Origin of the sequence: Mycetocola zhadangensis (assembly GCF_003668565.1) — a bacterium.
Classification (GTDB): domain Bacteria; phylum Actinomycetota; class Actinomycetes; order Actinomycetales; family Microbacteriaceae; genus Mycetocola_A; species Mycetocola_A zhadangensis.
Genome location: NZ_RCWJ01000001.1, coordinates 464,991 through 490,108, shown reverse-complemented (window position 1 = coordinate 490,108; position 25,118 = coordinate 464,991). Strand labels below are relative to the sequence as shown.

General features: G+C 64.4%; 24 protein-coding genes. 11 read left to right on the top strand and 13 right to left on the bottom strand.

From position 1 onward, the window contains the following. Positions 1 to 95: 95 nt before the first annotated feature. Positions 96 to 1,577 carry a DEAD/DEAH box helicase gene (locus D9V28_RS02365; RefSeq protein WP_443093940.1) on the top strand — a complete coding sequence of 494 codons (1,482 nt, stop codon included), beginning with the start codon at positions 96 to 98 and terminating at the stop codon, positions 1,575 to 1,577. A gap of 359 nt (positions 1,578 to 1,936) precedes the next feature. Then, a complete protein-coding gene (locus tag D9V28_RS02360; RefSeq protein WP_147440894.1) occupies positions 1,937 to 2,482 on the top strand; it encodes a hypothetical protein in 546 nt (181 codons plus the stop codon). A gap of 170 nt (positions 2,483 to 2,652) precedes the next feature. Here the strand turns inward: D9V28_RS02360 and D9V28_RS02355 are convergent, their stop codons facing one another. Continuing rightward, positions 2,653 to 3,531: a PHP domain-containing protein gene (locus tag D9V28_RS02355; RefSeq protein ID WP_121658096.1), complete on the bottom strand. Its 879-nt coding sequence runs from the start codon at positions 3,529 to 3,531 to the stop codon at positions 2,653 to 2,655. A gap of 86 nt (positions 3,532 to 3,617) precedes the next feature. Between D9V28_RS02355 and D9V28_RS02350 the strand changes: the two genes are divergently transcribed. Together D9V28_RS02350 and D9V28_RS02345 are read left to right on the top strand one after the other, a co-directional pair. Continuing rightward, positions 3,618 to 4,646, top strand: a complete 1,029-nt coding sequence (locus D9V28_RS02350; protein WP_121658095.1) for an endonuclease/exonuclease/phosphatase family protein — start codon at positions 3,618 to 3,620, stop codon at positions 4,644 to 4,646. Between the two features lie 45 nt (positions 4,647 to 4,691). Next, on the top strand, positions 4,692 to 6,128 hold the full coding sequence (locus D9V28_RS02345) for an aminopeptidase P family protein (protein ID WP_121658094.1): 1,437 nt from the start codon (positions 4,692 to 4,694) through the stop codon (positions 6,126 to 6,128). Positions 6,129 to 6,190: 62 nt separating this feature from the next. Here the strand turns inward: D9V28_RS02345 and D9V28_RS02340 are convergent, their stop codons facing one another. After that, positions 6,191 to 6,703, bottom strand: coding sequence for a YflT domain-containing protein (locus D9V28_RS02340; protein ID WP_229727686.1), 513 nt, complete (start codon positions 6,701 to 6,703; stop codon positions 6,191 to 6,193). A gap of 99 nt (positions 6,704 to 6,802) precedes the next feature. Between D9V28_RS02340 and D9V28_RS02335 the strand changes: the two genes are divergently transcribed. From D9V28_RS02335 to D9V28_RS02320, 4 genes are read left to right on the top strand one after another with little or no spacing between them, the layout of a single operon-like run. Beyond that, a complete protein-coding gene (locus D9V28_RS02335; RefSeq protein ID WP_121658092.1) occupies positions 6,803 to 8,089 on the top strand; it encodes a magnesium transporter MgtE N-terminal domain-containing protein in 1,287 nt (428 codons plus the stop codon). A 52-nt stretch (positions 8,090 to 8,141) separates the two neighbouring features. Next, positions 8,142 to 8,594, top strand: coding sequence for a DUF1003 domain-containing protein (locus D9V28_RS02330; protein WP_121658857.1), 453 nt, complete (start codon positions 8,142 to 8,144; stop codon positions 8,592 to 8,594). Then, positions 8,581 to 9,759: a P-loop NTPase gene (locus tag D9V28_RS02325; protein WP_121658091.1), complete on the top strand. Its 1,179-nt coding sequence runs from the start codon at positions 8,581 to 8,583 to the stop codon at positions 9,757 to 9,759. The genes D9V28_RS02330 and D9V28_RS02325 overlap by 14 nt, the downstream gene beginning before the upstream one ends. 12 nt (positions 9,760 to 9,771) lie before the next feature. Further along, positions 9,772 to 10,626 carry a hypothetical protein gene (locus D9V28_RS02320; protein WP_121658090.1) on the top strand — a complete coding sequence of 285 codons (855 nt, stop codon included), beginning with the start codon at positions 9,772 to 9,774 and terminating at the stop codon, positions 10,624 to 10,626. A gap of 6 nt (positions 10,627 to 10,632) precedes the next feature. On the opposite strand, the gene D9V28_RS02315 is transcribed toward D9V28_RS02320, so the two are convergent. Next, positions 10,633 to 11,079 (bottom strand): twin-arginine translocase TatA/TatE family subunit, encoded by a 447-nt coding sequence (locus tag D9V28_RS02315; RefSeq protein WP_121658089.1) that lies wholly within the window; start codon positions 11,077 to 11,079, stop codon positions 10,633 to 10,635. Between the two features lie 83 nt (positions 11,080 to 11,162). Here D9V28_RS02315 and D9V28_RS02310 point away from each other — a divergent pair, with 83 nt between their 5' ends. Continuing rightward, complete coding sequence (locus D9V28_RS02310) at positions 11,163 to 11,792, top strand: O-methyltransferase (protein ID WP_121658088.1); 630 nt, start codon at positions 11,163 to 11,165, stop codon at positions 11,790 to 11,792. A 71-nt stretch (positions 11,793 to 11,863) separates the two neighbouring features. On the opposite strand, the gene D9V28_RS02305 is transcribed toward D9V28_RS02310, so the two are convergent. The 3 genes from D9V28_RS02305 to dapE all read right to left on the bottom strand — a co-directional run bounded on the left by D9V28_RS02305 (position 11,864) and on the right by dapE (position 14,427). Beyond that, positions 11,864 to 12,037, bottom strand: coding sequence for a DUF3117 domain-containing protein (locus D9V28_RS02305; protein ID WP_121658087.1), 174 nt, complete (start codon positions 12,035 to 12,037; stop codon positions 11,864 to 11,866). A 94-nt stretch (positions 12,038 to 12,131) separates the two neighbouring features. Beyond that, complete coding sequence (locus D9V28_RS02300; protein ID WP_371869983.1) at positions 12,132 to 13,337, bottom strand: hypothetical protein; 1,206 nt, start codon at positions 13,335 to 13,337, stop codon at positions 12,132 to 12,134. Then, on the bottom strand, positions 13,324 to 14,427 hold the full coding sequence (gene dapE, locus D9V28_RS02295; RefSeq protein WP_121658086.1) for a succinyl-diaminopimelate desuccinylase: 1,104 nt from the start codon (positions 14,425 to 14,427) through the stop codon (positions 13,324 to 13,326). The genes D9V28_RS02300 and dapE overlap by 14 nt, the downstream gene beginning before the upstream one ends. A 71-nt stretch (positions 14,428 to 14,498) precedes the next feature. On the opposite strand from dapE, the gene dapD reads away from it, so the two are divergent. Both dapD and D9V28_RS02285 read left to right on the top strand, forming a co-directional pair. Continuing rightward, entirely contained in the window at positions 14,499 to 15,467 is a 969-nt protein-coding gene (gene dapD / locus D9V28_RS02290; protein WP_121658855.1) for a 2,3,4,5-tetrahydropyridine-2,6-dicarboxylate N-succinyltransferase, read from the top strand. Between the two features lie 40 nt (positions 15,468 to 15,507). Beyond that, on the top strand, positions 15,508 to 18,042 hold the full coding sequence (locus tag D9V28_RS02285; RefSeq protein WP_183086403.1) for a penicillin acylase family protein: 2,535 nt from the start codon (positions 15,508 to 15,510) through the stop codon (positions 18,040 to 18,042). 57 nt (positions 18,043 to 18,099) lie between these two features. On the opposite strand, the gene D9V28_RS02280 is transcribed toward D9V28_RS02285, so the two are convergent. The 7 genes from D9V28_RS02280 to typA form a co-directional block, all read right to left on the bottom strand. Continuing rightward, positions 18,100 to 19,407, bottom strand: coding sequence for a citrate synthase (locus tag D9V28_RS02280; protein ID WP_371869982.1), 1,308 nt, complete (start codon positions 19,405 to 19,407; stop codon positions 18,100 to 18,102). 147 nt (positions 19,408 to 19,554) lie between these two features. Beyond that, complete coding sequence (gene dapC, locus D9V28_RS02275) at positions 19,555 to 20,673, bottom strand: succinyldiaminopimelate transaminase (RefSeq protein WP_121658085.1); 1,119 nt, start codon at positions 20,671 to 20,673, stop codon at positions 19,555 to 19,557. Positions 20,674 to 20,676: 3 nt separating this feature from the next. Next, entirely contained in the window at positions 20,677 to 21,000 is a 324-nt protein-coding gene (fdxA, locus tag D9V28_RS02270; RefSeq protein WP_121658084.1) for a ferredoxin, read from the bottom strand. Between the two features lie 38 nt (positions 21,001 to 21,038). Further along, positions 21,039 to 21,548 carry a DUF6113 family protein gene (locus tag D9V28_RS02265; protein ID WP_229727684.1) on the bottom strand — a complete coding sequence of 170 codons (510 nt, stop codon included), beginning with the start codon at positions 21,546 to 21,548 and terminating at the stop codon, positions 21,039 to 21,041. Positions 21,549 to 21,641: 93 nt separating this feature from the next. Next, the gene (locus D9V28_RS02260; protein WP_121658083.1) at positions 21,642 to 21,956 is read right to left on the bottom strand and encodes an AzlD domain-containing protein; all 315 of its coding nucleotides are present in this window, start codon (positions 21,954 to 21,956) and stop codon (positions 21,642 to 21,644) included. Continuing rightward, complete coding sequence (locus D9V28_RS02255) at positions 21,953 to 22,681, bottom strand: AzlC family ABC transporter permease (RefSeq protein ID WP_121658082.1); 729 nt, start codon at positions 22,679 to 22,681, stop codon at positions 21,953 to 21,955. Before D9V28_RS02255 ends, D9V28_RS02260 begins: the two co-directional genes overlap by 4 nt. 138 nt (positions 22,682 to 22,819) lie before the next feature. Then, positions 22,820 to 24,727, bottom strand: coding sequence for a translational GTPase TypA (gene typA / locus D9V28_RS02250; RefSeq protein WP_121658081.1), 1,908 nt, complete (start codon positions 24,725 to 24,727; stop codon positions 22,820 to 22,822). Between the last annotated feature and the right edge of the window lie 391 nt (positions 24,728 to 25,118).

Below are 25,118 nucleotides of genomic sequence, written 5' to 3'. Positions count from 1 at the left end.
CGGGTCCAGCATAGGTGCTCAGGTAGGGTGGGAATGTCCCGGCATCGGATCGGGACCCTACGCCTGGGAGAACATGCAGGGCGTAGACCTCCTTTATGCATGAACAGGCAACTATAAAAGTGAACTTTACTGATCTCGGCGTCGACCAGGACATGGCTGACGCCCTCGCGGCAAAGGGCATCCTCGCGCCCTTCCCCATCCAGGAACAGACCATTCCCCTCGCCCTCGACGGCCAGGACATCATCGGCCAGGCGAAGACGGGAACCGGCAAGACCTTCGGCTTCGGTCTCCCCCTCCTTCAGCGCATCGGCAACGACCCGGCTCCCGGCGTCGTCGCGCTGATCGTCGTCCCGACCCGTGAACTCTGTGTTCAGGTCACCGAAGACATCGAGCTCGCCGCTGGCAACCGCCCGACGAAGATCGTCTCCATCTACGGTGGCAAGGCATACGAGGGCCAGATCGAGCAGCTCAAGGCCGGCGCGCAGGTTGTCGTCGGAACCCCCGGCCGCCTTATCGACCTCAACAACCAGCGTCTGCTCGACCTGTCGAACGTGCGTGAAATGGTGCTCGACGAGGCAGACAAGATGCTCGACCTCGGCTTCCTGGCTGACATCGAGAAGCTCTTCTCTAAAACTCCTCCAACCCGCCACACCATGTTGTTCTCGGCGACCATGCCCGGCCCGATCGTCGCCCTCGCTCGCCGGTTCATGTCGAAGCCCATCCACATCCGCGCCTCTGACCCCGATGAGGGCCTCACCCAGGCGAACATCAAGCACCTCGTCTACCGCGCGCACAACATGGACAAGGACGAGGTCATCGCCCGCATCCTGCAGTCCAACGGGCGCGGCAAGACCGTCATCTTCACCCGCACCAAGCGGGCGGCCGCGAAGCTCGTCGAGGAACTGAACGACCGGGGCTTCAACGCCGCAGCCGTTCACGGAGACCTCGGCCAGGAGCAGCGCGAGCGTGCGATGGCCGCATTCAAGGCAGGTAAAAAGGACGTTCTTATTGCAACGGATGTCGCTGCTCGCGGAATCGACGTCAACGACGTCACACACGTGATCAACCACACCATCCCGGAAGACGAGAAGACATACCTGCACCGCGTCGGACGCACCGGCCGTGCGGGCAAGACCGGCATTGCGGTCACCTTCGTCGACTGGGACGACCTGCACAAGTGGGCGCTCATCAACAAGGCGCTGGACTTCGGCCAGCCCGAGCCGACAGAGACGTACTCGTCGAGCCCGCACCTGTTCGAAGACCTCGACATTCCTGAGGGCACCAAGGGGCGCCTTCGCCCGACCTCTCTTGTCGCGGCTCCTAGTCGTGGTGCCCGCGAGAGCGGTTCGCGCGACGGTGGCTCCCGTGACGGAGGCCGCGCTCCCCGCGAGGGCGGTTCGCGTGACTCCTCGCGCGGCCGTGGTCGCACACGGACCGCACCCGCTGCAGCCGCTACCGACGAAGCGCCCGTTGTTGCGGCAGGAACACACGACGGCCAGGGCCCCGAGCACCACGACGGCAACAGCGCGCCGCGTCGCCGCACGCGCACTCGCCGCCGCACCAACCGCCCGGAGTAGAACCGTCCGCACGCTCAGCAGAGGCCCGTCCGACAGTTGTCCGGCGGGCCTTCGCCGTTCTCTGTTGCTCGCTGTCGAACGGCGCGTCCACCGCCGTAAGCCTTCAGAGCTCCAGGGGAGCCGTCTATGCTCGCTCGACGGCGCTAGACCCGAACATTGTGAAGCGCTTCCCGGTCCCGCCTCTGTATGTTGTGGACATGCACTTCTCCGATCGCGGTCCTGACGACTTTCCCGCGCCACGATTGATCGACGAAGTCGCCGCGCTTTTCGGGGTCCCAGTGATGGCGTTTGTTCAGCAACCTTCGCTGCAGGAGCAGAGGATCCCGACCACGACCGGGTCATCGTATAACGGTGGCCCCATGACCTTCGACACGGTCGCCATCTCCTACACGCTCTGGCGAAATCCTCATGATCGCAACGACGGTGCCAATCTCGCCGATCTCAGTGATTCGGTCCGTGCGTCGCTTGATGCTGATCCTGTCAGGCCCCCACCTGCCTGGATGATGGAACAGCGCGAGCTCATGCGGTACCCCACACTGTGGGAGGCGGTCATGACCACGCGAGCATCACGAGATGACTGGCAGACGCCAGAGACCACACTGGTTGAGCATGTCAACAACATCCTGACAAACAGCTTCCGCGAGCTGCGAGTGACCGGTGGCATCCCCGGCGAGCTGGATTCTCCGGTGACCGAGCGGCACATCGAGGCTGCCGCCGTCCGCGTCGACGGGGTCGACGTGCCTGGCATGTGCATCAACACGGACCCCCATGTCTACGCGGTAGGAGCGGCCCTGAAGGATCGAACACTCACGGCGGTCATCGCGCGCGAGCACCTCTCCCACATCTCTCTGGCCTTCGAAACACGCACCAGGGGCGGGCTCACCGCCCAGGCAGAGCATTCCTGACGCAGGGCTATCCGACAGTTGTCCGGCGGGCCTGCGCCGTTCCCTGTGCCCGTTGATCAAACGGGCACGGTCACATATGGCGAGTCGGCCCGTGCGTGGTCGCAGGCGGCGGCAAAAATCCGAGAAACGCCGCCGTTATCGACCAAGCAGCGTCGAGAACGAGAGACGACCTACAGCTCGGGAGGGTAAACCGGTTGAGAACCGGTGCCTTCGGCGATGATGGCCTGCACGACAGCATCCGTCGTCGTATTCTCGCCCAGTCGATTCGGCTTGCCAGCTCCGTGGTAGTCGCTGGAACCGGTGAGCACGAGCCCGAACTTCTTCGCAAGCTCGCGCAGTCGCACCTTGCCGTCATCGGTGTTTTCGCGATGGTCGATCTCGAGCCCGAACAGCCCGGCGTCGACCAGCTTTGCGAGGTGCTGCTCGTCGATCATGGCGTCGCGACCGCGAGTCGCGGGATGCGCGATGACCGGCACTCCCCCCGCACGTCGCACCAGCGTCACAGCGAGCAGCGGGTCTGGTGCGTAGTGCGGCAGGTAGTAGCCGTTGCGGGGGTGAAGGATGCCCGTGAACGCCTCGCTGCGCGTCGGCACATGGCCGCGCGCAACCAGCGCGTCGGCGATGTGCGGCCGGCCAACGGTCGCACCGGGTGTCGTCTGGGCCAACACGTCATCCCAGTCGAGCGCGTAGTCGACACCGATACGCCGAACAATCGACTCGGCCCGCTTGAGCCGCGACTCGCGGATGCGCGCGGTCTCGGCGACGAGTTCAGCCGAGAGCGGATCGAAGAGGTAGGCGAGCAAGTGAACACTTTTGTAGCCGTAGCGCGTGCTGAACTCCATCCCGGGGAGGAAGGTGATGTTCTGCTTCTGCGCTTCTCCGGCGGCTTCATGCCAGCCCGCCGTTGAGTCATGGTCGGTGAGCGCGACAACGCCGAGTCCAGCCGCTGCCGCTTCGCGAACCAGTCGGGAGGGTGATTCCGTGCCATCCGACACTCGTGAGTGAGTGTGCAGGTCGCTCGGCCCGCGGAACAACGTATCCCCTGACATAGAGCCAGTGTATGGCTCAGCGCGACACGCCCCTGACACCGGCCTCCCAGCGCCATGTCGGCTGATATCGGTAGTGTGGCCTGACAATGCTCAAGTTTCTCGGCGCCGTCGTGACCATTGCGGTCGCTGTTCTGCTTCTTATCATTACCTGGCCGGCTCTGTTCGACTTTCAGACCACGTGGATTCTCGCCCAGATCCTCAGCATGCGTTCACTCGTGACGGCCATTGCCGCTGGTGCCGTTGTGGTGTTTATCCTGCTGGCGCTGGTCAAACCGCTTCGAGCCTTCGCAGGGACGATGGCGATTCTCCTCGGTCTCTTCGTCGTCGCCAACGGCATCGTTCTCAGCGACCGTGGCTTCGGAAACACCGAGTTCGCCGAAAAGAGTGCCGGCTCGATCACCGTGCTGAGCTGGAACACCCTGGGCGACGCGCCTGGTTCTGCGGCCGTCGCCCAACTCGCCGTCGACGCGGAGGCCGACGTGATCTCCCTTCCGGAGACCACCCAGGAAACGGGCATCGAGATCGCCGAAGCGATGCGTGATGCCGGCCGCCCGATGTGGGTCCACACCGAGTGGTTCGACCAGATCTCTCCCGCGCGCTCAACAACAGTGCTCGTCAGCCCCACACTCGGCGACTACATGAAAGTCACAAGCAACGAGGAACGAAACGAGAACACCAAGGTCCTTCCGACCGTCATCGTGAAGCCCATCGACGGCGATGGTCCGACCATCGTTGCCGCCCACGCTGTCGCTCCGATTGACGGCCAGATGGCAAACTGGCGTGACGACCTGGCCTGGCTGGCCGGGCAGTGTGCGTCAGGCAGCGTGATCATGGCCGGCGACTTCAACGCGACGGTCGACAACATGATCGGTCTCGAAAGTGCCGACGACGCAACACTCGGCCAATGTGCCGATGCCGGGCGCGCATCCGGCAACGGTGCTGTCGGCACCTGGCCGAGCAAAATCCCCGCTCTTCTCGGCGCGCCTATTGACCACGTCATGGCGACGCCGGACTGGACTGTGACCGGCATGCGCGTCGCCACAGAGACCGACGGGACCGGGAGCGACCACCGCCCCGTTCTCGTGCAACTCAGCCCTTCGCCCGCTGCGGGCTGACCGGCCGACCTCGCCACTACTCCCAGACGGGTGGACAATGGGAGGATGCAGAGCGAAACCACCGAATCCGCCACCGGCGTCGCACCGGCGAGCGAAGAAACACCGAGCGAAGAGACGAGGGGTACCTCGAACCGCTCAACAACGCCGGCATCAACCGAGTTCCAGGAGTACATCGGCTCCAACTGGGCAGACCGCGTCGACGAACTCCCCGAGCCGCGCGAGCAGGCTTCATTCGCCGCCCGGCGCCGCGCAGCTGTGTCAGCCGCGTTCGCTGGCAAGCGTGTTGTTGTTCCCGCCGGATCACTGAAACAGCGGTCGAACGACACCGACTACCCATTCCGTGCTCATTCCGCTTTCGTCTACCTCACCGCCTGGGGTGCGGACAGCGAGCCGGATTCGATGCTTGTGCTCGAGCCAAACGCCGACGGCCACGATGCCACCGTGTACTTCCGCGAACGCGCCGACCGCACGTCGAACGAGTTTTACGCCAACCCGGCGATCGGCGAGTTCTGGATCGGGCCGCGCCCCTCGCTGGCGCAGGTGGCCGCCGACCTGAGCATTCACACGGCGCCGCTTGAGAATTTCCAGACGACGGATGCCGACACCACAGTTGGCGAGGACGACGAACTGTCGACTTTCCTCTCCGAGATGCGACTCGTGAAAGACGACTACGAGATCGAGCAGATCCGCCGAGCGGTCGACGCGACAGCCCGCGGCTTCTCCGACGTCATCGCCGACTTCCCTCGAATCACAGCACATGAGCGCGGAGAGCGGGCAGTCGAGGGTGTCTTTTACACCCGGGCTCGACTCGACGGGAACGCTGTCGGCTACGACACCATCGCGGCGTCAGGACCACACGCCTGCATCCTGCACTGGACCCGCAACGACGGCCCCGTCGTACCCGGAGATCTCATGCTCCTCGACGCCGGCGTAGAGGTGGACAGCCTGTACACGGCCGACATCACCCGCACCCTGCCGTCAAACGGACGCTTCACCGACGTGCAGCGCGCCGTCTACGAGGCCGTCCGTGAAGCGGCGGATGCCGCGTTCGCTATCGTCCGCCCCGGGATCATCTTCCGCGATGTGCACGCTGAGGCCATGAAGGTCATCGCAAAACACACTGCTGCGTGGGGCATGCTTCCTGTCAGCGCTGAAGAGTCACTGGATCCGTCCAAACAATTCCACCGCCGTTACATGGTGCACGGAACGAGCCACCACCTCGGACTCGACGTTCACGATTGCGCCCAGGCGCGCCGTGAGATGTACCACGACGGCGAGGTGAAGGAGGGAATGGTGTTCACCATCGAGCCCGGTCTCTACTTCCAGCCGGACGACCTCAGCGTTCCTGAGGAGTTCCGCGGAATCGGCGTCCGGATCGAGGACGACATTCTCGTCACAGCGACCGGAGCGGAGAATCTCTCAGTGAACATCCCCCGCACAGCGGACGACGTCGAGGCATGGATCGCCGGCCTCCAGGCATAACGAGAGCACGAAACACGAAATGCCCCGCCGAAAGGCGGGGCATTTCGTCATTCGAAACGCGGCTACTGCTGCTGTTGCTGCTGCTGCGGCGATGCGTCGAGAAGGTTGCGCGCCCGGTTCGCGAGCTCAGGCGCGACGGTCACCGCGTAGCTCGTTGCGATGACCTGCATCACCGAGGTGAAGTCACGACGGCGGCGGTTCAAAGCGTAGGAGACCACGGAGAACATCATGCCGAACGCGGCACCAATCAGCACGGCCGCACCAACGAAGGTGATGTTCGCTGCCGGGTTGATGATGATGAGCAGGAGTCCGAAGAACAGGCCGAGCCACGCGCCGCTCAACGCACCGGCTCCGGCGGTACGTCCGTAGCTCAGACGACCGGTGACACGCTCGACACTCTTCAGCCCGTCCCCGACGATCGAGATCTGCTTGACCGGGAAGTCAGCCTGGGCCAGGGTGTCGACGGCGCTTTGCGCCTGCTTGTAGCTCTCAAAGCTTGCGACGGTTTCACCGCGCGGGATCATTGCCTCGAACGGGTACTTGTCTGCGCCTCGGCGCTGCTGTGGGTTACTCACTCATCCATTCTCACACCGGTATGGCTCGCAACCCAGCCCCGGAGCATCCGCTTCGCCCGCTTCCCAGCCGTTATCAGCGATCGGCACTAAGTTAGAGGGGTGAGTGGCTCGAGAGTTTTCGTCGCCCGGTTGGCCGGGTGCACAGTTTTTGACCCAGCGGGCGACCGTGTGGGCAAGGTGCGCGACGTGCTCGTTGTGTACAGGAAGAACGACCCTCCCCGCGTCGTCGGACTCATCGTCGAAATCCCGGGGAAACGACGGGTGTTTGTCTCCATCGGTCGTGTCACCTCCATCGCCTCAGGCCAGATCATCACAACAGGGCTGATCAACGTGCGTCGCTTCGAGCAGCGCGGCGGCGAGGTGCGGGTCATCGCCGAACTCCTCGGACGCAAGGTGCTCTTCGTCGACGGCTCGGGCGAGGCCACGATCGAAGATGTCGCCATTGAAGAGGTTGGTCCGGGTGCCTGGGCTGTGAGCCAGTACTTCGTGCGTCGACCCAAGCTGTCGCCGTCACCGTTCGCCAAGGGAACAACAACGTTCGCGACCTGGCGTGAGATTCGTGAGAAGCAGACCGGGTCGGAAGCGCAGTCGGCCGAACAGCTCATCGCCACATACTCCGACCTCAAGCCGGCCGACCTCGCAAACACCCTGCTCGACCTGCCCCAGGACCGGATGATCGAGGTCGTCGAAGAACTCCCGGACGACCGTGTTGCCGACGCGCTCGAGGAAATGCCTGAGACCGACCAGGTTTCGATCCTCACCCAGCTCGGCGACGAACGCGCCGCGGACGTGCTCGACCAGATGCAGCCCGACGACGCCGCCGACCTGATCGCGCAGCTCCCGCTCGAGCGCGGAGAGCACCTGCTCGAACTGATGGAGCCAGAGGAAGCCGAAGACGTTCGAATGCTCCTGGCGTTCGCCCCGGACACCGCTGGCGGCCTCATGACCACGGAGCCCGTCATCCTCTCCGCAGACTCCACCGTCGCCGAAGCGCTCGCCCTGATTCGGCGCCCCGAGCTGCCGCCAGCCCTTGGCGCCGCGGTCTGCGTCACCCTGCCGCCGTACGAACCGCCGACGGGACGTTACCTCGGCATCGTGCACTTCCAACGAATGCTGCGCTACCCGCCGCACGAGCGACTCGGCGCCATCATGGATCAGAGCCTTGACCCCGTGACGGCGAAGGCATCAGCGGCAGAGGTGTCGCGAATCCTGGCCAGCTACGACCTCGTTTCCGTGCCCGTCGTCGACGACACACACAGACTCGTCGGGGTGGTGACAATTGACGATGTCCTCGACTACCTGTTGCCCGAAGACTGGCGAAGTCAGAACGACGACGAACCGGTAACGACGCACAAACCACAGGGAAGGAGGGCCGTTCGTGGCTAGGAACCGCAAAAACGACGTGCGCCTCGACGCCCCGAAGGGCCTTCGCACGTCAATGCTCCCCGGGCGCAAGCGTGAGTCCCGTGATCGGTTCGGCCGATTCACCGAGTGGGTCGCCCGCGCCATGGGAACCCCCGCATTCCTGGCTGGCCTCACGATCTTCTGCCTGGCCTGGATCGCGTACAACACCTGGGGCCCCGAGAATTTCCGGTTCGACTCTGCGGCACTCGGGTTCACGGCCCTCACCCTCATCCTGTCGCTTCAGGCGTCGTACGCCGCTCCGCTCATCCTGCTGGCGCAGAACCGTCAGGACGACCGTGACCGTGTGCAGATCGAGCAGGATCGGCAGCGCTCCGAGCGTAACCTCAACGACACCGAGTACCTCGCCCGAGAGGTGGTTGCACTCCGCCTCGCCATGAAGGACATGGCCTCGAAGGACTTCATTCGGCAGGAGCTCCGTTCGCTCCTCGAAGAGCTCGACAAGGACAAGGGCGATGCTTCCCGCTGACCTCGCGTCGCGAATCTCCACAGCACTTCGCTCGGTCATCGACCCCGAAATCCGCAAGCCGATCACCGATCTCGGCATGGTCGGCGACATCGCCGTGTCCGAGAACGGTGCGGCAGCCGTCGCCATCAAACTCACCATCGTCGGGTGTCCTGCGGCCACGGCGATCGAACGGGATGTCGCAGCGGCTGTCGCCAGCGTGCCCGGCGTCACGAGCACCAGCATCACGGTCGGCGTGATGACACCTGAAGAACGCCGCGCCCTCACCGACTCGCTCCGCGGCTCGCGCGCCGCGCGCCAAATGCCGTTCGGACCAGGCAGCCTCACCAAGGTCTACGCCGTCACGAGCGGCAAGGGCGGCGTCGGCAAATCGACCCTCACAGCCAATCTCGCTGTCGAACTCGCCTCCCGCGGTCTCAGCGTCGGGATTGTCGACGCGGACGTGCACGGTTTCTCGATCCCCGGACTTCTCGGACTAACGGATGCGACGTCTCGCGCCGGCACGATCACCTCACCTACGCAGGTGGGAGACATGATCCTCCCTCCGATCGGCTACGGCGTGAAGGTCATTTCCATCGGCATGTTCCTCGACCCAGCGCAGGGAGCTGGCGGCCAGGCGAAGGCCGTTGCCTGGCGGGGGCCGATGCTGCACCGCACCATCAGCCAGTTCCTCACCGACGTCTACTTCGGTGACCTCGACGTGCTCCTTCTGGATCTGCCTCCTGGCACAGGCGATGTCGCGATCTCGCTCGGACAGCTGTTGCCGAACGCCGAGGTGCTCGTAGTCACGACCCCGCAGCCCGCAGCTGCCGATGTGGCCGAACGCAGCGGCATCGTCGCTCGGCAGACCGGGCAGAAGGTCATCGGCGTGATCGAGAACATGGCTGGGCTCGCCCAACCCGACGGTTCGATCCTCTCGCTCTTCGGCGAGGGTGGGGGTGCTGAGGTTGCCAGGCGCCTGAGCGCGGCTGCCGACGTCGACGCTGTGCCGCTGCTCGCGAGCGTGCCGTTGAGTGTTCCGCTTCGAGCAGGCGGTGACACCGGCGCGCCAGTGGTTCTCGAGCACCCCGACGATCCGGCGAGCATCGCCATCCGCACCGTGGCCGATTCGCTGCTCGCACGCGGTCGCGGACTGGTCGGCCGCCGACTCGGACTCGCTCCGGCCTGATCGGCGAAGGTGATGCGGCGGCGAACGGTCCTGATCGGGCTGATCAGCGCTGTGCTGGCCACGACAGCGGTCGGCTGTTCCGCACTTGCACTCCCGACGCCGACCGCTTCGCCTGACACCGTTCGGTTCGAGGTCACACAGGCGCGCACCGACTATTCGAGCGGAACGCTCGTGCTCCGGGTCATCAACGAAGGCTCCGAGAGCATCACCGTCTCGAACGCCACACTGAGCTGGCCCGGCTTCGCCGCCCCAGCTGCCTGGCCGAAACCCACCGAGGTCACCGCCGGCCGCACCGTCGACCTCCGCACAACGGTGCCCGATGTCGCCTGCGGAAACACCATCGAGCCGTCGGACGCCCCGACACTCTCGGTCACCCTGGGCTCAGGCGATCCGGCCACTGTGACGCCATCCGACCCGCTCGGCACGCTCCCCCGCCTGCACGACACCGAGTGCATCACGGTCCGAGTGGATCGGGTGCTGACCCTCGACACCGCCGGTCCGCTCACGATCGACGGTTCAGGTGCGAACGCTGTCGCCGTGATTCCGCTCCGTTTCACCCCAACCGGGGCGAACGGGAGCGTTCTCATCAGAAGCGTTGCGTCGACTCCGCTTCTCGCCCCCGAGGACGGATCCGACAGCTGGCCGCTCTCGGTGACGATGGATGCGGCATCCGCTGTTCACGAGGTGAACCTGCGAATCCGCCCAGCCCGCTGTGACTCTCACGCGATCGCCGAAGACAAGATCGGCACTGTTCTGGTGCTGACCGTCGACGTCGACGGTGTCACGGGCGCGTACCGGTTCGCCGTGGACGACGCCACGCGGGCTGCACTCTACGGATTCGTGAAACAGGTGTGCGGACTGCCGTGATTCCTGTTAGGTGGCCTCAAGATCGAATGGGGGCGCCGTCACCGGTTCCCCATCGAGGATTTTGCGCTGCCGATCGGCTGCTGTGCTCAGGCGGGGTTTCTGCCAGACCACATCGTCATCCGCGTCGAGTGTCGACTGCGCGTCTGCCCGTGCCGTCTTGTCGAAGCTCGGTGGCGCGATCACCGGTTCGGGAGGTGAGTCGTCGAGCAGTGCCTCGCGGATGATGCGGCGAGGGTCGTACTGTCGCGGATCGAGCTTTTTCCAGTCGACCTCGTCGAACTCGGGACCCATCTCGTCGCGCATCCGTTCTTTGGCGCCCTGAGCCATGTCGCGGAGCGATCGAATGAGGCGCGCGAGCTGTGCGGCGTAGACGGGAAGACGTTCGGGGCCAAGCAGGAAGACAGCTATCACCCCGATGATGAGGAGCTTCTCGAAAGTGAGGCCAAAGAACACGAGTTCACACTATCGCGCCGCGCCTGACAAATGGCGCGGAACCGCTCCGATATCGTTGGGTCGAACCACCACCGGGAGCTGAAGTGTCTGAACAAGATTCGAACTGGAAATACGCCGACTACATCGTCACCGAGTCTGATTCGATCCAGAAGGCGCGTGCGCAGTCACTCGAACTCGGCATCGAACCGATCTCACCGGCCATGGGAGCGCAGGCCGCTGTCATTGCGGCGACCACCGCAGCGGTGAACATCGTCGAGATCGGCACGGGTGCCGCCCTCTCCGGACTGTGGTTGCTCTCGCCGTCACAGCGATCGGTGCTCACCACCATCGACTCAGAGGCCGAGCACCAGGGTTACGCGCGGCAAATGTTCTCCGACGCGCGCATCGCCCCGAACCGGGTGCGCCTGATCACCGGCCGCTCGCTCGACGTGCTCACCCGCATGAACGAGAACTCGTACGACATCGTCTTCGTCGACGCTGACCCGAGCCAGGTGATCGAGAACGTCGAGCACGGACTCCGCCTCGCCCGTACCGGCGGAACGGTCCTCGTTCCCCACGCGCTCTGGAAGGGCAAGGTCGCAGACCCGGCCCAGCGTGACGATGTGACGAGCGCGTTCCGACTCCTCGTGCAGGAGCTCGCCTCGTCGAACGCCGTTGTGAGCGCCCTCTCCCCCGTCGGTGACGGACTGCTGCAGATCACGAAACTTGCCTGACCGGTTCTAAAAAGAAGAGCGGATGCCTGTGGTCAATGACCACGAACATCCGCTCTTCTGAGAAAACTCGGTTAGCTGGCTGCGACGACTCCGGCCAGTGCATCGTGAAGTTCTCGAGCTTCGGCGTCGTTGACTGAGACAACCAGGCGCCCGCCGCCTTCGAGCGGAACCCGCACGATGATCAACCGACCCTCCTTTACGGCCTCCATTGGCCCGTCGCCAGTCCTCGGCTTCATCGCTGCCATTCGGCTCCCCTTTCGTTGCTTTGTCCTCCCTATTATCCGCTACCGACGGCGGACGAAGGAAATCGGTCGTCACAATGACCCGAATTGGGGCGATTTATGGCGGTGTCCAGTCGTAACCGTCGACACGCCAGGCGATGGAAATCCACCACACCTGCGCGGCGATGGACGCCAGCACGATCCCGATTCGATAGGCCCGCGACCGCGGAACGGCGAAAGCGCCTGCCGCAGGGAACAGCGGAACGAGGAGCCGGAAGGTGCTCGACTGCGGAAAAAATACGGCGAGCAGATAGATGAGGTAGCTGGCAAGCCAGAGCCGGAGGTCGACGCCGAGCCGCCGCGCCGGGCGGGACAGCAGGCCGAGGGTGGCCAGCGCAACGAGCACTGCGACACCGAGGATGCCCCACCAGGCGGAACCCGGCAGTCCGAGACCGTGTGTCGCCCACCAACTCAGCCCCTGGTACCACGGCGCGAACGGAACAAGGTGGCCGTGTCCGATGTATGCGCTTCGCCAGGCCAGCTCGGTGTCGGTGTACGCCGTCAGTGAGCCGGTGACGCCCCACGCAATCGCCGGCCAGGCCAAACCGAACAGTCCGCTGGCGACGGCGAGGGCGAAAGGAGGAACGATGTCGCGCACGCTGTCCCCCGTCGACCCACGACGAATCCAGCGCACGAGAACGTGGAGGACGAGGAACAGAGAGAACGCAAGACCTGACGGCCGGGTGAAACACATCACGGTGACGACGGGCAACGCCGCCAGGTAGCGCCGAGTGAGCACGAGGTAGAGGGCGCTGGCCAAAAGCAGCAGGTTCAGCGACTCGGCGTACGCCACCTGAAGGATCGGCGACAGCGGAGCGACGGAGAACAGCACGACACTGAACAGCGCCGTCGATTCGTCGAGCACGAGCAACATCAGCCGATAGAACACGAGGGTGGCCGCCAAGGTCGCCAGCACAGAAACAATCACAGCCGCTACCGCCCAGTCGAGGCCGGTGAGTCCCATCAGAACTCGCACGACGGCCGGATACACGGGCATGAACGCCCAGGCGTTCTCGCCGACGTGCCCGTCAGCCGTGAGCGGGAGCTCGCTGGGATACCCGGCGAATGCGACGATCTGATACCACCGGCCGTCCCACATCGACGCGAAGTCCGGGTACGACGGCGACGCTCCCGTCCACGCGTTCGCCGGTTGCGCGTTCGCGAACGCCAGGAGAAGAGCCGTAGTGATCAGCCGGCCGGCTGCGGCGATAACGAGGACACGGCCCCACCAACCCAGCCGGTGCCAGAGGTCAGGCAAGCGCACCGGTCAGCCAGGTGCGCAATCCGTTCTCGCACGCCACGATCTCATCGAGGGCGACGCGTTCGTCGTCGGCGTGCGCGGTCAGCGGGTCGCCGGGGCCGTAGTTCACCGCTGGAATGCCGAGAGCCGAGAACCGGGCGACGTCTGTCCAGCCGTACTTGGGCAGCGCCTCTCCCCCGACGGCCCGCGTGAACTCCTGAGCGATCGGGGCGTCGAGTCCGGGTCGCGCGCCGTCGGCCGCGTCGACCACGTCGATCTCGAAACCGGTGAACAGCTCGCGCAGGTACTCGACAGCCTCAGCCGCCGACCGGTTAGGGGCGAAGCGGTAGTTGATGTGCACGCGGCACTCGTCAGGAATGACATTGCCGGCGATTCCACCAGAGATCCCGACAGCGTTGAGGCCCTCACGGTAGACAAGCCCATCGACCTCGACGGAGGCCGGGAGATACGCCGCGAGGATGTTGAGGACGGGAGCGATCCCGTGAATGGCGTTCTTTCCAACCCAGCTTCGTGCGGAGTGGGCCCGAAGTCCGCGGGTCACCACGTCGATGCGTACTGTGCCGTTACAGCCGCCCTCGATGTCGCTTCGGGTCGGCTCACCGAGAATGGCGAAGTCTCCGACGAAGAGGTCGGGTCGGGCTGCGGCCAGGATGCCGAGTCCGTTCTTGTCGCTGGCCACCTCTTCGCCGTCGTACCACATCCAGGTCACGTCAATGGTGGGATCGGCGAGCTCGGCAGCGAGCTTCAGCTGCACGGCAACGCCGCTCTTCATGTCTGCCGTCCCGCGACCCCAGAGGTAGTCGCGGCCGTCGATTGTTTCGAATCGGGTAGGCAGGTTGTTGTTCACCGGGACGGTGTCGATGTGGCCAGCGATGATTGCGCGCTGGGGCTTCCCGCCGGAGGTTCGTGCGACAACCGTGTTCCCGACCCGAAGCACGTCGAGGTGCTGGTAGTCGCCCAGCGCACGTTCGATCGCGTCAGCGAGCGGTGCTTCGTTGCCCGAGACGGACTCGATGTCGCAGATCGTCTTCGTGAGGTCGATGCTCGACGCGGTCAGATCGAGTTCGGGCAGGGTCGTTGGCGATTCCGGCATGGTTTCAGTCTATGGTCGCGGCCGCTGCCGACCGGCGTCACACCGTCGAACCGTTCGCTAGCCTTGGAACCATGACCGACTCCGCTCTTTCTGCCACGCACGCCTGGGGCTACGGCCTCGCCACAATCGCCGCCGACGGCACAGTTCTCGACACCTGGTACCCGGAGCCGCAGCTCGGCGCGATCCCCGCCGGCCGCGAACGCTGGATCGCACCGGCCTCGATCGAGGCCCTCGCCGGCACTGACGAACGACGGAACGTGCGGATCGACATCGTCACCGTGGAGATCGAACTGCAGGCAGCGCCGAAGGACACCCCGGACGCGTACCTGCGCCTGCACCTGCTCTCCCACCTCCTGGTCGCACCGAACACCATCAACCTCGATGGCATCTTCGGGCACCTGCCGATCGTCGTCTGGACCAACGCTGGCGCGGTGAGCCCAACTGCTTTTGACACGCTCCGCCCCTCACTCTCCCGAGCGGGCATCTCGGCGACCGGCATCGACAAATTCCCTCGGCTCCTCGACTACGTCACCCCACCCAAGGTTCGTATCGCCGACGCGTCACGCGTGCGGCTCGGCGCACACCTCGCTCCGGGCACAACGGTGATGCACGAGGGGTTCGTGAACTTCAACGCCGGAACCCTCGGCGCTTCGATGGTTGAGGGCCGCATTTCGCAGGGAGTCGTCGTCGGTGACGGCTCTGACATTGGCGGTGGAGCATCGATCATGGGAACACTCTCCGGAGGAGGAACCCAGCGCGTCACGATCGGACAGCGTGCACTCCTCGGAGCGAACTCCGGCATCGGGATCTCCATCGGGGACGACTCGGTTGTGGAGGCAGGGCTGTACGTCACGGCTGGCACGAAGGTCACCGTGGTCGGTGGTGCGAAAACCGCGGACGGCGCTCCGCAGACGGTGAAGGCTGTCGAGCTCTCCGGCGTGCCAAACTTGCTCTTCAGACGCAACTCCCTCACCGGAGCCGTCGAGGTGTTGAACCGCACAGGCGCGGGGATCCAACTCAACGAAGCGTTGCACGCCTGACACCAGGCCGCACGACCCGCCGTTTTCACAAAGGAGTGATGTGGTTCCGAGGACCCCCCGAGCGCCGCGATCGCGCTGGTTCACCGTCCTGCTCAGCGCTGTTGGCGTTCTCGTGGTCCTGGTGCTCGTCGCCGGCGGGCTCGTCGCTTTCACGGTTCAGCGATCGTTCCCACAGCTGAGCGGCGAGCTTTCGGTACCCGGTCTCGAAAACGAGGTAACCGTGTCGCGCGACGCCGCCGGCATTCCCATGATCGAGGCCGACTCAGCCACCGACCTGTTTCAGGCGCAGGGTTTTGTGCACGCGCAGGACCGGTTCTGGGAAATGGACTTTCGGCGGCACGTGACGAGCGGACGCCTGGCCGAGTTATTCGGTGAGTCCCAGGTCGGCACTGACACTTTCGTTCGAACTCTTGGCTGGCGGAAGGTCGCTGAGCAGGAGGTCGAACTGCTCGACCCGCTCACCCTGAGCTGGTATCAGGCGTATGCCGACGGCGTGAACGCGTACCTGGCCGAACGGTCCGGCGCTGCGCTCTCGCTTGAGTACGCGGTGCTCGGTCTGCAGAACCCAGGCTACGAGCCGGAGAAGTGGACGCCAGCTGACTCGGTGGCGTGGCTCAAGGCAATGGCATGGGACCTTCGCTCGAACCTCGAAGACGAAATCGAGCGCACCATTCTCTCCACCGCCGTCACGCCGGAGCAACTGGCCGATCTCTACCCGCCATATCCATACGACGACAATCCCACAGTACTGTCGGCCGATGCCACGCCATTCGGGCAACCCCCGGTCGAAACCGAACCGGGAGCACAGGCATCCCTCGATTCGCTTGTCGCTCTGAAAGAGCTGATGTCGTCCATGCCCACGCTTCTCGGTCGCGCGGGGAGCGACATCGGGTCGAACTCATGGGTGGTCTCTGGCAGCCTCACCGGATCGGGCAAACCCCTGCTCGCCAACGACCCGCACCTCGGCCCATCACTGCCGTCCGTGTGGTACCAGATGGGCCTGCGTTGCTCGACGGTGTCGGTGGAATGCCCATTCGACGTTGCCGGCTTCACCTTCTCGGGCCTGCCAGGCATCATCATCGGTCACAACGCCCGGGTCGCCTGGGGTTTCACGAACCTGGGCCCGGACACCGCAGATCTCTACCTCGAGAAAGTGGCAGACGGAAACTATGAGCTCGATGGCACGCTCCGACCGCTGACCATTCGGGAAGAGGTCGTCAAGGTCGCCGGAGGCGAGGACGTCCCCATCAAAATTCGGTCGACCGAACGCGGGCCGCTCGTCACCAACCTGACCGGGCAGTTCACCGACATCGCCAACGACTATCCGGCCACCAGCGGACTTCCCGAGGGCGCGTATGAGCTGTCGCTGCAGTGGACTGCGCTCACTCCCGGGCGCACATCCGGCGCGATCTTCGCCGTGAACGCGGCGACGGACTGGCAGAGTTTCCGGGAGGCGGCGAAGCTGTTCGAGGTTCCGTCGCAGAACCTCATCTATGCCGACGTTGACGGCAACATCGGTTACCAGGCGCCCGGACTCATTCCAATTCGGGCGTCAGGAGACGGAACTGTTCCACAGCCTGGCTGGACAAGCGCGTCCGGCTGGCGGGGCTACATCCCATTTGACGCTCTGCCGTCGCAGGTCAATCCGGCGACCGGATACATCGTCACGGCCAACAACGCCGTGGTCGACTCGAACTATCCGCACCTCATCACCCGGGACTGGGACGCCGGCTACCGCGCGAACCGCATCGAGGATCGCCTTCGCACCCTGGTCGACGCCGGAACACCCATCACTTCCGAGACCATGAGCAACATTCAGGCGGACAACCACAACGCTCTGGCTGAGGTCATGGCCCCCTACCTCGCCGAACTCACCCCTGCTGGCAACGCGAGGAACGGCAAGATTCTTCTCGACGGCTGGGACTTCGCCGACGACGCAAACAGCGCGCAGAGTGCGTACTTCAACATCTTCTGGCGTGCGCTCCTTGAGAACACCTTCGCGCCCCAGTTACCCGAATCCCTCCCCCCGTCTGGAGGCGCCCAGTGGTTCCAAACTGTCAGTAATGTGCTCGCCGAACCCAACTCCTCGTGGTGGACGAGCGCCGACGGTGACATCCGCAACCGCGACGAGGCCCTCACGGCGGCGCTGAGCTCCGCATGGACGGAAGCGGTCAACCTCATGGGCGACGACCCGCAAAAATGGACCTGGGGTGAACTGCACACGCTGACGCTGCGCAACGCCAGCTTCGGTGAGTCAGGGATCGCCCCGATCGAGTGGCTGTTCAACCGCGGCCCATACGAAGTCGCCGGCGGCTCCTCCGTCGTGAACGCCAACGGATGGTACGCGCCAGCCGGCTACGCGGTCGACTGGGTGCCGTCGATGCGGCAGGTTATCGACCTCGCCGACCCTGACGCATCCACCTGGGTGAACCTGGCCGGCGCATCAGGTCACGCATTCGCTCCGACATACGTGGATCAGACCGAACTCTGGCGGGACCACAAAACCCGTTCATGGCATTTCACACCGGATGCCATTCGGCAAGCGGCAACGGACGTCCTGACCCTGACCCCCTGACGCCTCAGGAACGACGAAGCCCCACCGACGAGGGTCGGTGGGGCTTCGTCTCTGAACTCAGCGCTGCGGCAGGTCGCGGGCGGCTGAGCCCGTGTACAGCTGCTGCGGGCGGCCGATCTTCGTCTGCGGGTCCTCGTTCATCTCACGCCAGTGCGCCACCCAGCCGGGCAGGCGCCCGATGGCGAACAACACGGTGAACATGCGCGTGGGGAAGCCCATGGCCTTGTAGATGACACCGGTGTAGAAGTCGACGTTCGGGTACAGGCGACGTTCCTTGAAGTAGTCGTCTTCGAGGGCGATCTGCTCGAGTTCCTTGGCGAGGTCGAGCAGCGGGTCGCTGATTCCAAGCTGGGCGAGCACCTCGTCCGCGCTCTCCTTGACGATCTTCGCGCGAGGGTCGTAGTTCTTGTATACGCGGTGTCCGAAGCCCATGAGCTTGACACCCTCTTCTTTGTTCTTCACCCGCTCGACGAACTTGGCAACACCCTCACCCGAGTCGCGGATGCGGCCGAGCATTTCGAGCACGGCTTCGTTGGCGCCACCGTGCAGCGGGCCGGACAGAGCGTTGATACCCGCGGAGACCGAGGCGTAAAGGTTCGCACCGGTTGATCCGACGAGTCGAACCGTCGATGTTGACGCGTTCTGCTCGTGGTCCGCGTGCAGAATGAGCAGTCGGTCGAGGGCCTTGGAAAGAACTGGGTCGATTTCGTACGGCTCAGCCATGTTGCCGAAGTTGAGACGCAGGAAGTTGTCGACAAAGCTCAGGCTGTTGTCCGGGTAGAGGAACGCCTGGCCCGTGGCCTTCTTGTGTGCGTAACCGGCGATGACCGGAAGCTTAGCGAGCAGGCGAATCGTCGTGAGCTCAACCTGCTCCGGGTCACGCGGGTCAGCGGCGGACTCGTAGTAGGTGGACAGGGCAGAGAGGGCGCTCGAGATGACGGCCATCGGGTGGGCCGTGTGCGGCAGCGCGGAGAAGAAGTGCTTGAGGTCTTCGTGAAGCAGGGTGTGGCGGCGAATCTTTTCGTCGAACTCACCGAGCTGGTCAGCCGTCGGCATTTCGCCGTAGATGAGAAGCCAGGCAACCTCGAGGTAGGTCGACGATGCGGCCAGCTGCTCGATCGGGTATCCGCGGTAACGCAGGATCCCCTGGTCACCATCGATGTAGGTGATCGCCGATTTGGTTGCGGCCGTGTTCACGAACCCGTAGTCCAGAGTGGTAAGCCCCGACTGGCGCGTCAGCGTTGAAACGTCAAGACTCGATGCGCCCTGGCTGGCCTTGAGGATCGGAAACTCTGCCGTTCCGCCCGGGTAAGTCAGGGTAGCTTTCTCTGTCACTTCGCTTGGCTCCTGCTCGACGTCGCCCACGGCGCCTCCTTGTACTGGTTGTTCCAGGTGATTGTGCGGCGTTCCTGCCCCGCGAAATGAGTGGTCGCGGCGGCCGGTCCGGATACAGCCTAATCGGCTCAGCGACCAACTACCGCATCGGCCAACGCTGAACCATCTGGCTTGGAGTTATTCTCCAACGGCGACGGACGAGAGACGATCCGCCGCAGCGGAGATCCTCTCGTCTGTTGCCGTGAGGGATAACCGAATGTGCTGGGGGTAAAAGTCGCCGTAGAAGGTTCCTGGGCCGGCGAGGATGCCGAGGTCGGCGAGACGCCCAATCGACTCCCACGCGTCGCGTCCCTCTGTCACCCAGAGGTAAAGTCCCGCCTCCGAACGATCCAGCGTGAACCCTGCTTTCTGGAGGGCAGGCAGCAGCAGCGCGCGCCGCGCGGCGTACCGCGCTTTCTGCGCTTCCACGTGTTCGTCGTCTGCCAGGGCTGCAATCATCGCGGTCTGAAGCGGTGCGGGCAACATCAGCCCGGCATGCTTGCGCACGGTCGTCAGTCGCGCAAGCGTGGCCGAGCAGCCCGCGGCGAATGCGGCGCGGTATCCGGCCATGTTCGACTGCTTGCTGAGCGAATAGATAGCCAGGATTCCGTTTACATCGCCGTCGGTCACTCGGGGATCGAGGATCGACGGAATCGGGGCTTCCGCCCACTGGCCAGCCCACCCCAGCTCGGCGTAACACTCGTCGTTGACGATGAGTGCTCCGAGCTCGCGCGCTCGAGCGACGCTTCGACGGAGGTATTCGACGTCGAGAACGTTGCCGTCGGGGTTGCCTGGCGAGTTCAACCAGATCAGTTTGGTTCCGACTGGCCATTCGTCGGGGTCATCGGATGCAACGGCTGTTGCACCGCACATGGCCGCACCGATGGCGTAAGTGGGATACGCGGCGCGCGGGTGCACGATGACGTCGCCGTTACCGATGCCGAGCATGAACGGCAGAAGCGCGACGAGCTCCTTCGACCCGATCGTCGGAAGAACGTTGCGGGTTGTGAGACCAGGCACTCCCCTGCGCCTCGCGAACCACGAGGCTATTGCCTCGCCGAGGGCAGGAGTTCCAGCGGTCGTCGGGTACGCGTGGGCGTCTGTTGCGCTCGACAGGGCGTCCCGAACAACATCGGGCGTCGCGTCGACAGGTGAGCCGATGGAGAGGTCGACGATTCCGTCGGGATGCTGGCGAGCACGCGTCGCAAACGGCACCATGGCATCCCACGGATAGTCCGGGAGGGGCTGGAGCGCCACGCCTCAGACGCCGGCCTGCGGCGGCAACGCCGCGATCACCGGGTGGTCGTACTTGATGACGCCAACCTTCGCTGCGCCGCCTGGCGATCCGACCTCGGTGAAGAATTCGACGTTGGCCTTGTAGTAGTCGGCCCATTCCTCCGGGAGATCATCCTCGTAGTAGATGGCCTCGACCGGGCAAACGGGTTCGCAGGCTCCACAGTCCACGCACTCGTCCGGGTGAATATAGAGCGAACGTTCACCCTCGTAAATGCAGTCGACGGGGCACTCATCGATGCACGCGCGGTCTTTGACATCCACGCACGGGAGGGCGATGACATAGGTCACAGTTGGTGGGTTCCCTTCGAAAGACGGCTTCGTTTAGTCTACGCCCGACCGACGGCCGACTCGGGCGCTTGGGCGCGCTCGGGCAACCGCGGCCATGCGACAACGACCGTGGCGATGAGGACGGGGCCGATGGTCCAGAGGATGCCGGCGAGCCCCTGCGGGATCAGGACAGCACCTCCGGGACTGGGCAGCGAGAACAGTGCAATGACAGCGACAATGCCGATGGCGGCGAGGAGCACGACGAGCCGATCGCGGAGCAGCAGACGAAATCCGAGAAGGAGAGCGGCGACCCCGAGCAGCGCGAGCGGAAGGCCGAGGGGCAGTCGCAGCATTCCGACGTTGAGCGTTGACTGGTGTGCCACAGTGCCAACGGCACCAAAGACAGCACCGACAATCAGGGCGAGGATGCAGCTGATTGCGCGGCTGCGCGTCGATGACTGCTGCGTCTGCGCAGCGGGCGCAGCACTGGCACTAGTGGTTCCGGTCGGGTGCGGTTCGGTCGACAGGAATTTGTTGTCATTCATCTGGCTGTCGTCGTATCCGCTCACTGCCTCAGTGTACCGAGCAGAGCGGGTGGACCGCTGTGTGCGAACTGCCAGTGCCTCGGGCCATCTGGACCGGGTGGGACGCCACCTTGGAGGTTACCCCATGCCTGTCGTCGCCCGGAGCGCGGCGGCGACAAGCGCAGCGGCGATAACGACGACGAGGAACGGGACCCGGAGCCAGTAAAGGCCGGCAGCAACGACGAGCGCGGGCACCCGAGCGTCGAGCACGAGTTGTTGCCCGGCTCCCAGGGTCTGCACGGCGATCAGGGCCGCGAGAAGCGCGACGGTGAGCAGGTCGGCCGTTCGGGCAGCCGTCGGCTTTTCGAGCCAGTGCGGGGGCACGGCGTAACCGGCGAGTTTGATCGCGGCACAGGCGATCGACGCAAGGAGGATGATCTGCCACATGGTCACGACGTGTTCCCCCTTGGCGATGCGCCGCGAACGCCGAGCCAATTGGTCGCACCGAAGACAACGGCGACGAGCGCAGCCGCAATCACAGGCACGCCAGGCGCGACCACCGGTGTCAGGGCAGCGGCAAGCACGGCGGCGGCACTCGCGACGGCGATCGTCTGGCGACTCCGGAGCCTGGGCCAGAGCAGGCCGAGGAACGCGGCCGCGGCCGCGGCGTCCAGCCCGTACGCCCGAGTGTCTCCGAGCAGGTCCCCGATGAGCGCACCGAGAACGGTCGTGAGGTTCCAGCCGATGAAAACGACGAGACCCGTCACCCAAAACCCGCGACGCCGAGCGGCGAGGTCCTTCTGGGCAAGCGCAACGGCCGTTGACTCGTCGATGGTGAGCCACGCGGCTGCAATGTCGCGCATCCAGCCGTTTCCACCGACGATCGGTTTCATGCGCATTCCGTATGCGGCGTTTCGGGAGCCAAGCAGAATGGCACTGGTGATCGCCGCGGGCCCGGCGGAGACTCCCCCCGTCGCCAGCACCCCAACAAGGGCGAACTGGGAGCCGCCGGTGAACATGAGGAGACTCAGAACACAGGTTTGCCAGATGTCGAGTCCAGCCGCGACAGCGAGAGCACCAAACGAGACGCCGTAGGCGGCCGTGGCGATCCCGACCGCGATCCCCTGTCGTGTCGCGACCTGCACCGGTGTGCTCGCGCGTCCGGAGCGCCCGGTCATCGGACGGCCTCCATTCTGCACGGGGCGCATGCGGTGACCGGGTCGGTTCGCGCGCGTGACATGGGTCACAGGTTATCGGCAAACAACGAAGCGCTCGGAACCGAAGGGTCCCGAGCGCTTCATGAAAGAGCGGAGCTGTTACTCGTTCTGCTTCTTCAGACGGCTCGTCGCGCGAGCGCGAGCGTTGGCGTCCAGCTCGACCTTGCGGATACGAACAATCGCCGGGGTGACCTCGACGCACTCGTCTTCACGCGCGAACTCGAGGCACTCCTCGAGCGACAGCTGACGTGACGGCGTCATCGACTCAAAGGTGTCCGAGGTGGACTGACGCATGTTGGTCAGTTTCTTTTCCTTGGTGATGTTGACGTCCATGTCATCGTTACGCGAGTTTTCGCCGATGACCATGCCCTCGTAGACCTCTTCGGTCGGGTTGACGAAGAACGTCATCCGCTCCTGGAGAGCGATGATGGCGAACGGGGTAACAACGCCGGAGCGGTCAGCGACGATCGATCCGTTATTACGGGTCACGATGGGGCCAGCCCACTCGTCGTAGCCATGCGAGATCGCGTTCGCGATTCCGGTACCGCGGGTGATGGTCATGAACTCGGTTCGGAATCCGATCAGTCCACGCGACGGAATGATGAACTCCATGCGGACCCAGCCTGTGCCGTGGTTCGCCATGTTGTCCATGCGGCCCTTGCGCGCTGCGAGGAGCTGAGTGATCGCGCCGAGGTATTCCTCGGGAACGTCGATGGTGAGGTGCTCGAACGGCTCGTGCGTCTTTCCGTCTACCTTTTTGGTCACAACCTGGGGCTTGCCAACGGTGAGCTCGAAGCCCTCACGTCGCATCTGCTCGACGAGGATCGACAGGGCGAGTTCGCCTCGGCCCTGAACTTCCCACTTGTCGGGAGATCCGATGTCGATCACACGGAGGGAAACGTTACCGACCAGTTCGCGGTCGAGGCGGTCCTTGACCATACGCGCGGTGAGCTTGTGGCCCTTAACCTTGCCGACGAGCGGAGAGGTGTTGGTTCCGATGGTCATCGAGATGGCCGGCTCGTCGACCGTGATGGTCGGGAGCGGGCGAACATCGTTGGGGTCAGCGAGCGTCTCACCGATGGTGATGTCGGGGAAACCGGCGACTACGACGATGTCGCCTGGGCGGCCGCTTTCAGCCGGGTAACGGTCGAGAGCCTTCGTGATGAACAGCTCGGTGACGCGCACGTTGTGGACCGAGCCGTCGTACTTGACCCAGGCGACCGTCTCGCCCTTCTTGATCGTGCCCTGGAACACGCGAAGAAGCGCGAGGCGACCGAGGAAAGGAGACGCGTCGAGGTTGGTCACGTGCGCCTGGAGGGGGTGCTCGTCGTCGTAGACCGGAGCAGGAATGTGCTTGATGATGGCGTCGAACAGCGGCTCGAGGTCATCGTTGTCAGGCAACGTTCCGTTCTCGGGCTTGTTCCAGCTCGCGGCACCGTTACGGCCCGATGCGTAGACGACGGGAACGTCGAGGACGGCGTCGAGGTCGAGGTCGGGAACGTCGTCTGCCATGTCGCTGGCGAGGCCGAGGAGCAGGTCCTGGCTTTCGGCAACAACCTCGTCGATGCGAGCGTCGGGACGGTCCGTCTTGTTGACGAGAAGGATGACGGGCAGCTTGGCTTCGAGTGCCTTGCGGAGCACGAAGCGGGTCTGCGGGAGCGGGCCCTCGCTCGCGTCGACCAGGAGGACAACTCCGTCGACCATGGACAGGCCGCGCTCGACCTCTCCACCGAAGTCGGCGTGGCCCGGGGTGTCGATGACGTTGACAGTGATGGGTCCGTTGGTGGCGTGCTTGCCCTTGTACGAAACCGCTGTGTTCTTCGCGAGGATCGTGATGCCCTTTTCGCGCTCGAGCTCATTCGAGTCCATGGCGCGTTCTTCAAGGTGTGAGTGCTCGGCGAACGAGTCCGTCTGACGGAGCATGGCGTCAACCAGCGTGGTCTTGCCGTGGTCAACGTGAGCAACAATGGCTACGTTTCGGAGGTCGTCGCGCGAAGCAAGCGCCATGAAAAGATTCCTTACAAAAAGAGATGTCGCGAGTACGTTGAGCGCGACGGGAGATGTACAGATGCGGGCCAGAATCCGACCCAACAGGATATCCTACCGCACTCGGTGCTTCGTTCGCTTGAGCCCGCACAGGCTTCCCTCAGAGTGCGCCGACGGAACGGACCATCAGCGTGAGCGCAGGCACACCCCGAACTGTTGCTTAGGTTGCCTCGAGAAGCCGCGCTTGCGCTGCCGCGCACCGCTAGCGACGAGATACCGACGGAGAACCGGACCGAGAGTTTCCGACTTGCCCGGCCACGTGGCATCCGTCGCTTGAAAGCTCCGACGCAGCCTCTGTTGGCGTTCGGAGCGCGTCAGCGACCCCGCAACGCACAGGAGCACCTGTGCGGCG

What these genes read in the sequence shown, in the direction of transcription:
- dapD (WP_121658855.1), top strand. Translation starts at nt 14,499, where the DNA reads ATGACCGACTCCGCTCTTTCTGCCACGCACGCCTGGGGCTACGGCCTC.
- D9V28_RS02320 (WP_121658090.1), top strand. Translation starts at nt 9,772, where the DNA reads ATGCGGCGGCGAACGGTCCTGATCGGGCTGATCAGCGCTGTGCTGGCC.
- D9V28_RS02305 (WP_121658087.1), bottom strand. Translation starts at nt 12,037, where the DNA reads ATGGCAGCGATGAAGCCGAGGACTGGCGACGGGCCAATGGAGGCCGTA.
- dapE (WP_121658086.1), bottom strand. Translation starts at nt 14,427, where the DNA reads ATGCCGGAATCGCCAACGACCCTGCCCGAACTCGATCTGACCGCGTCG.
- D9V28_RS02330 (WP_121658857.1), top strand. Translation starts at nt 8,142, where the DNA reads ATGCTCCCCGGGCGCAAGCGTGAGTCCCGTGATCGGTTCGGCCGATTC.
- D9V28_RS02355 (WP_121658096.1), bottom strand. Translation starts at nt 3,531, where the DNA reads ATGTCAGGGGATACGTTGTTCCGCGGGCCGAGCGACCTGCACACTCAC.
- typA (WP_121658081.1), bottom strand. Translation starts at nt 24,727, where the DNA reads ATGGCGCTTGCTTCGCGCGACGACCTCCGAAACGTAGCCATTGTTGCT.
- D9V28_RS02325 (WP_121658091.1), top strand. Translation starts at nt 8,581, where the DNA reads ATGCTTCCCGCTGACCTCGCGTCGCGAATCTCCACAGCACTTCGCTCG.
- D9V28_RS02360 (WP_147440894.1), top strand. Translation starts at nt 1,937, where the DNA reads ATGACCTTCGACACGGTCGCCATCTCCTACACGCTCTGGCGAAATCCT.
- D9V28_RS02365 (WP_443093940.1), top strand. Translation starts at nt 96, where the DNA reads ATGCATGAACAGGCAACTATAAAAGTGAACTTTACTGATCTCGGCGTC.
- D9V28_RS02345 (WP_121658094.1), top strand. Translation starts at nt 4,692, where the DNA reads ATGCAGAGCGAAACCACCGAATCCGCCACCGGCGTCGCACCGGCGAGC.
- D9V28_RS02255 (WP_121658082.1), bottom strand. Translation starts at nt 22,681, where the DNA reads ATGACCGGGCGCTCCGGACGCGCGAGCACACCGGTGCAGGTCGCGACA.
- D9V28_RS02350 (WP_121658095.1), top strand. Translation starts at nt 3,618, where the DNA reads ATGCTCAAGTTTCTCGGCGCCGTCGTGACCATTGCGGTCGCTGTTCTG.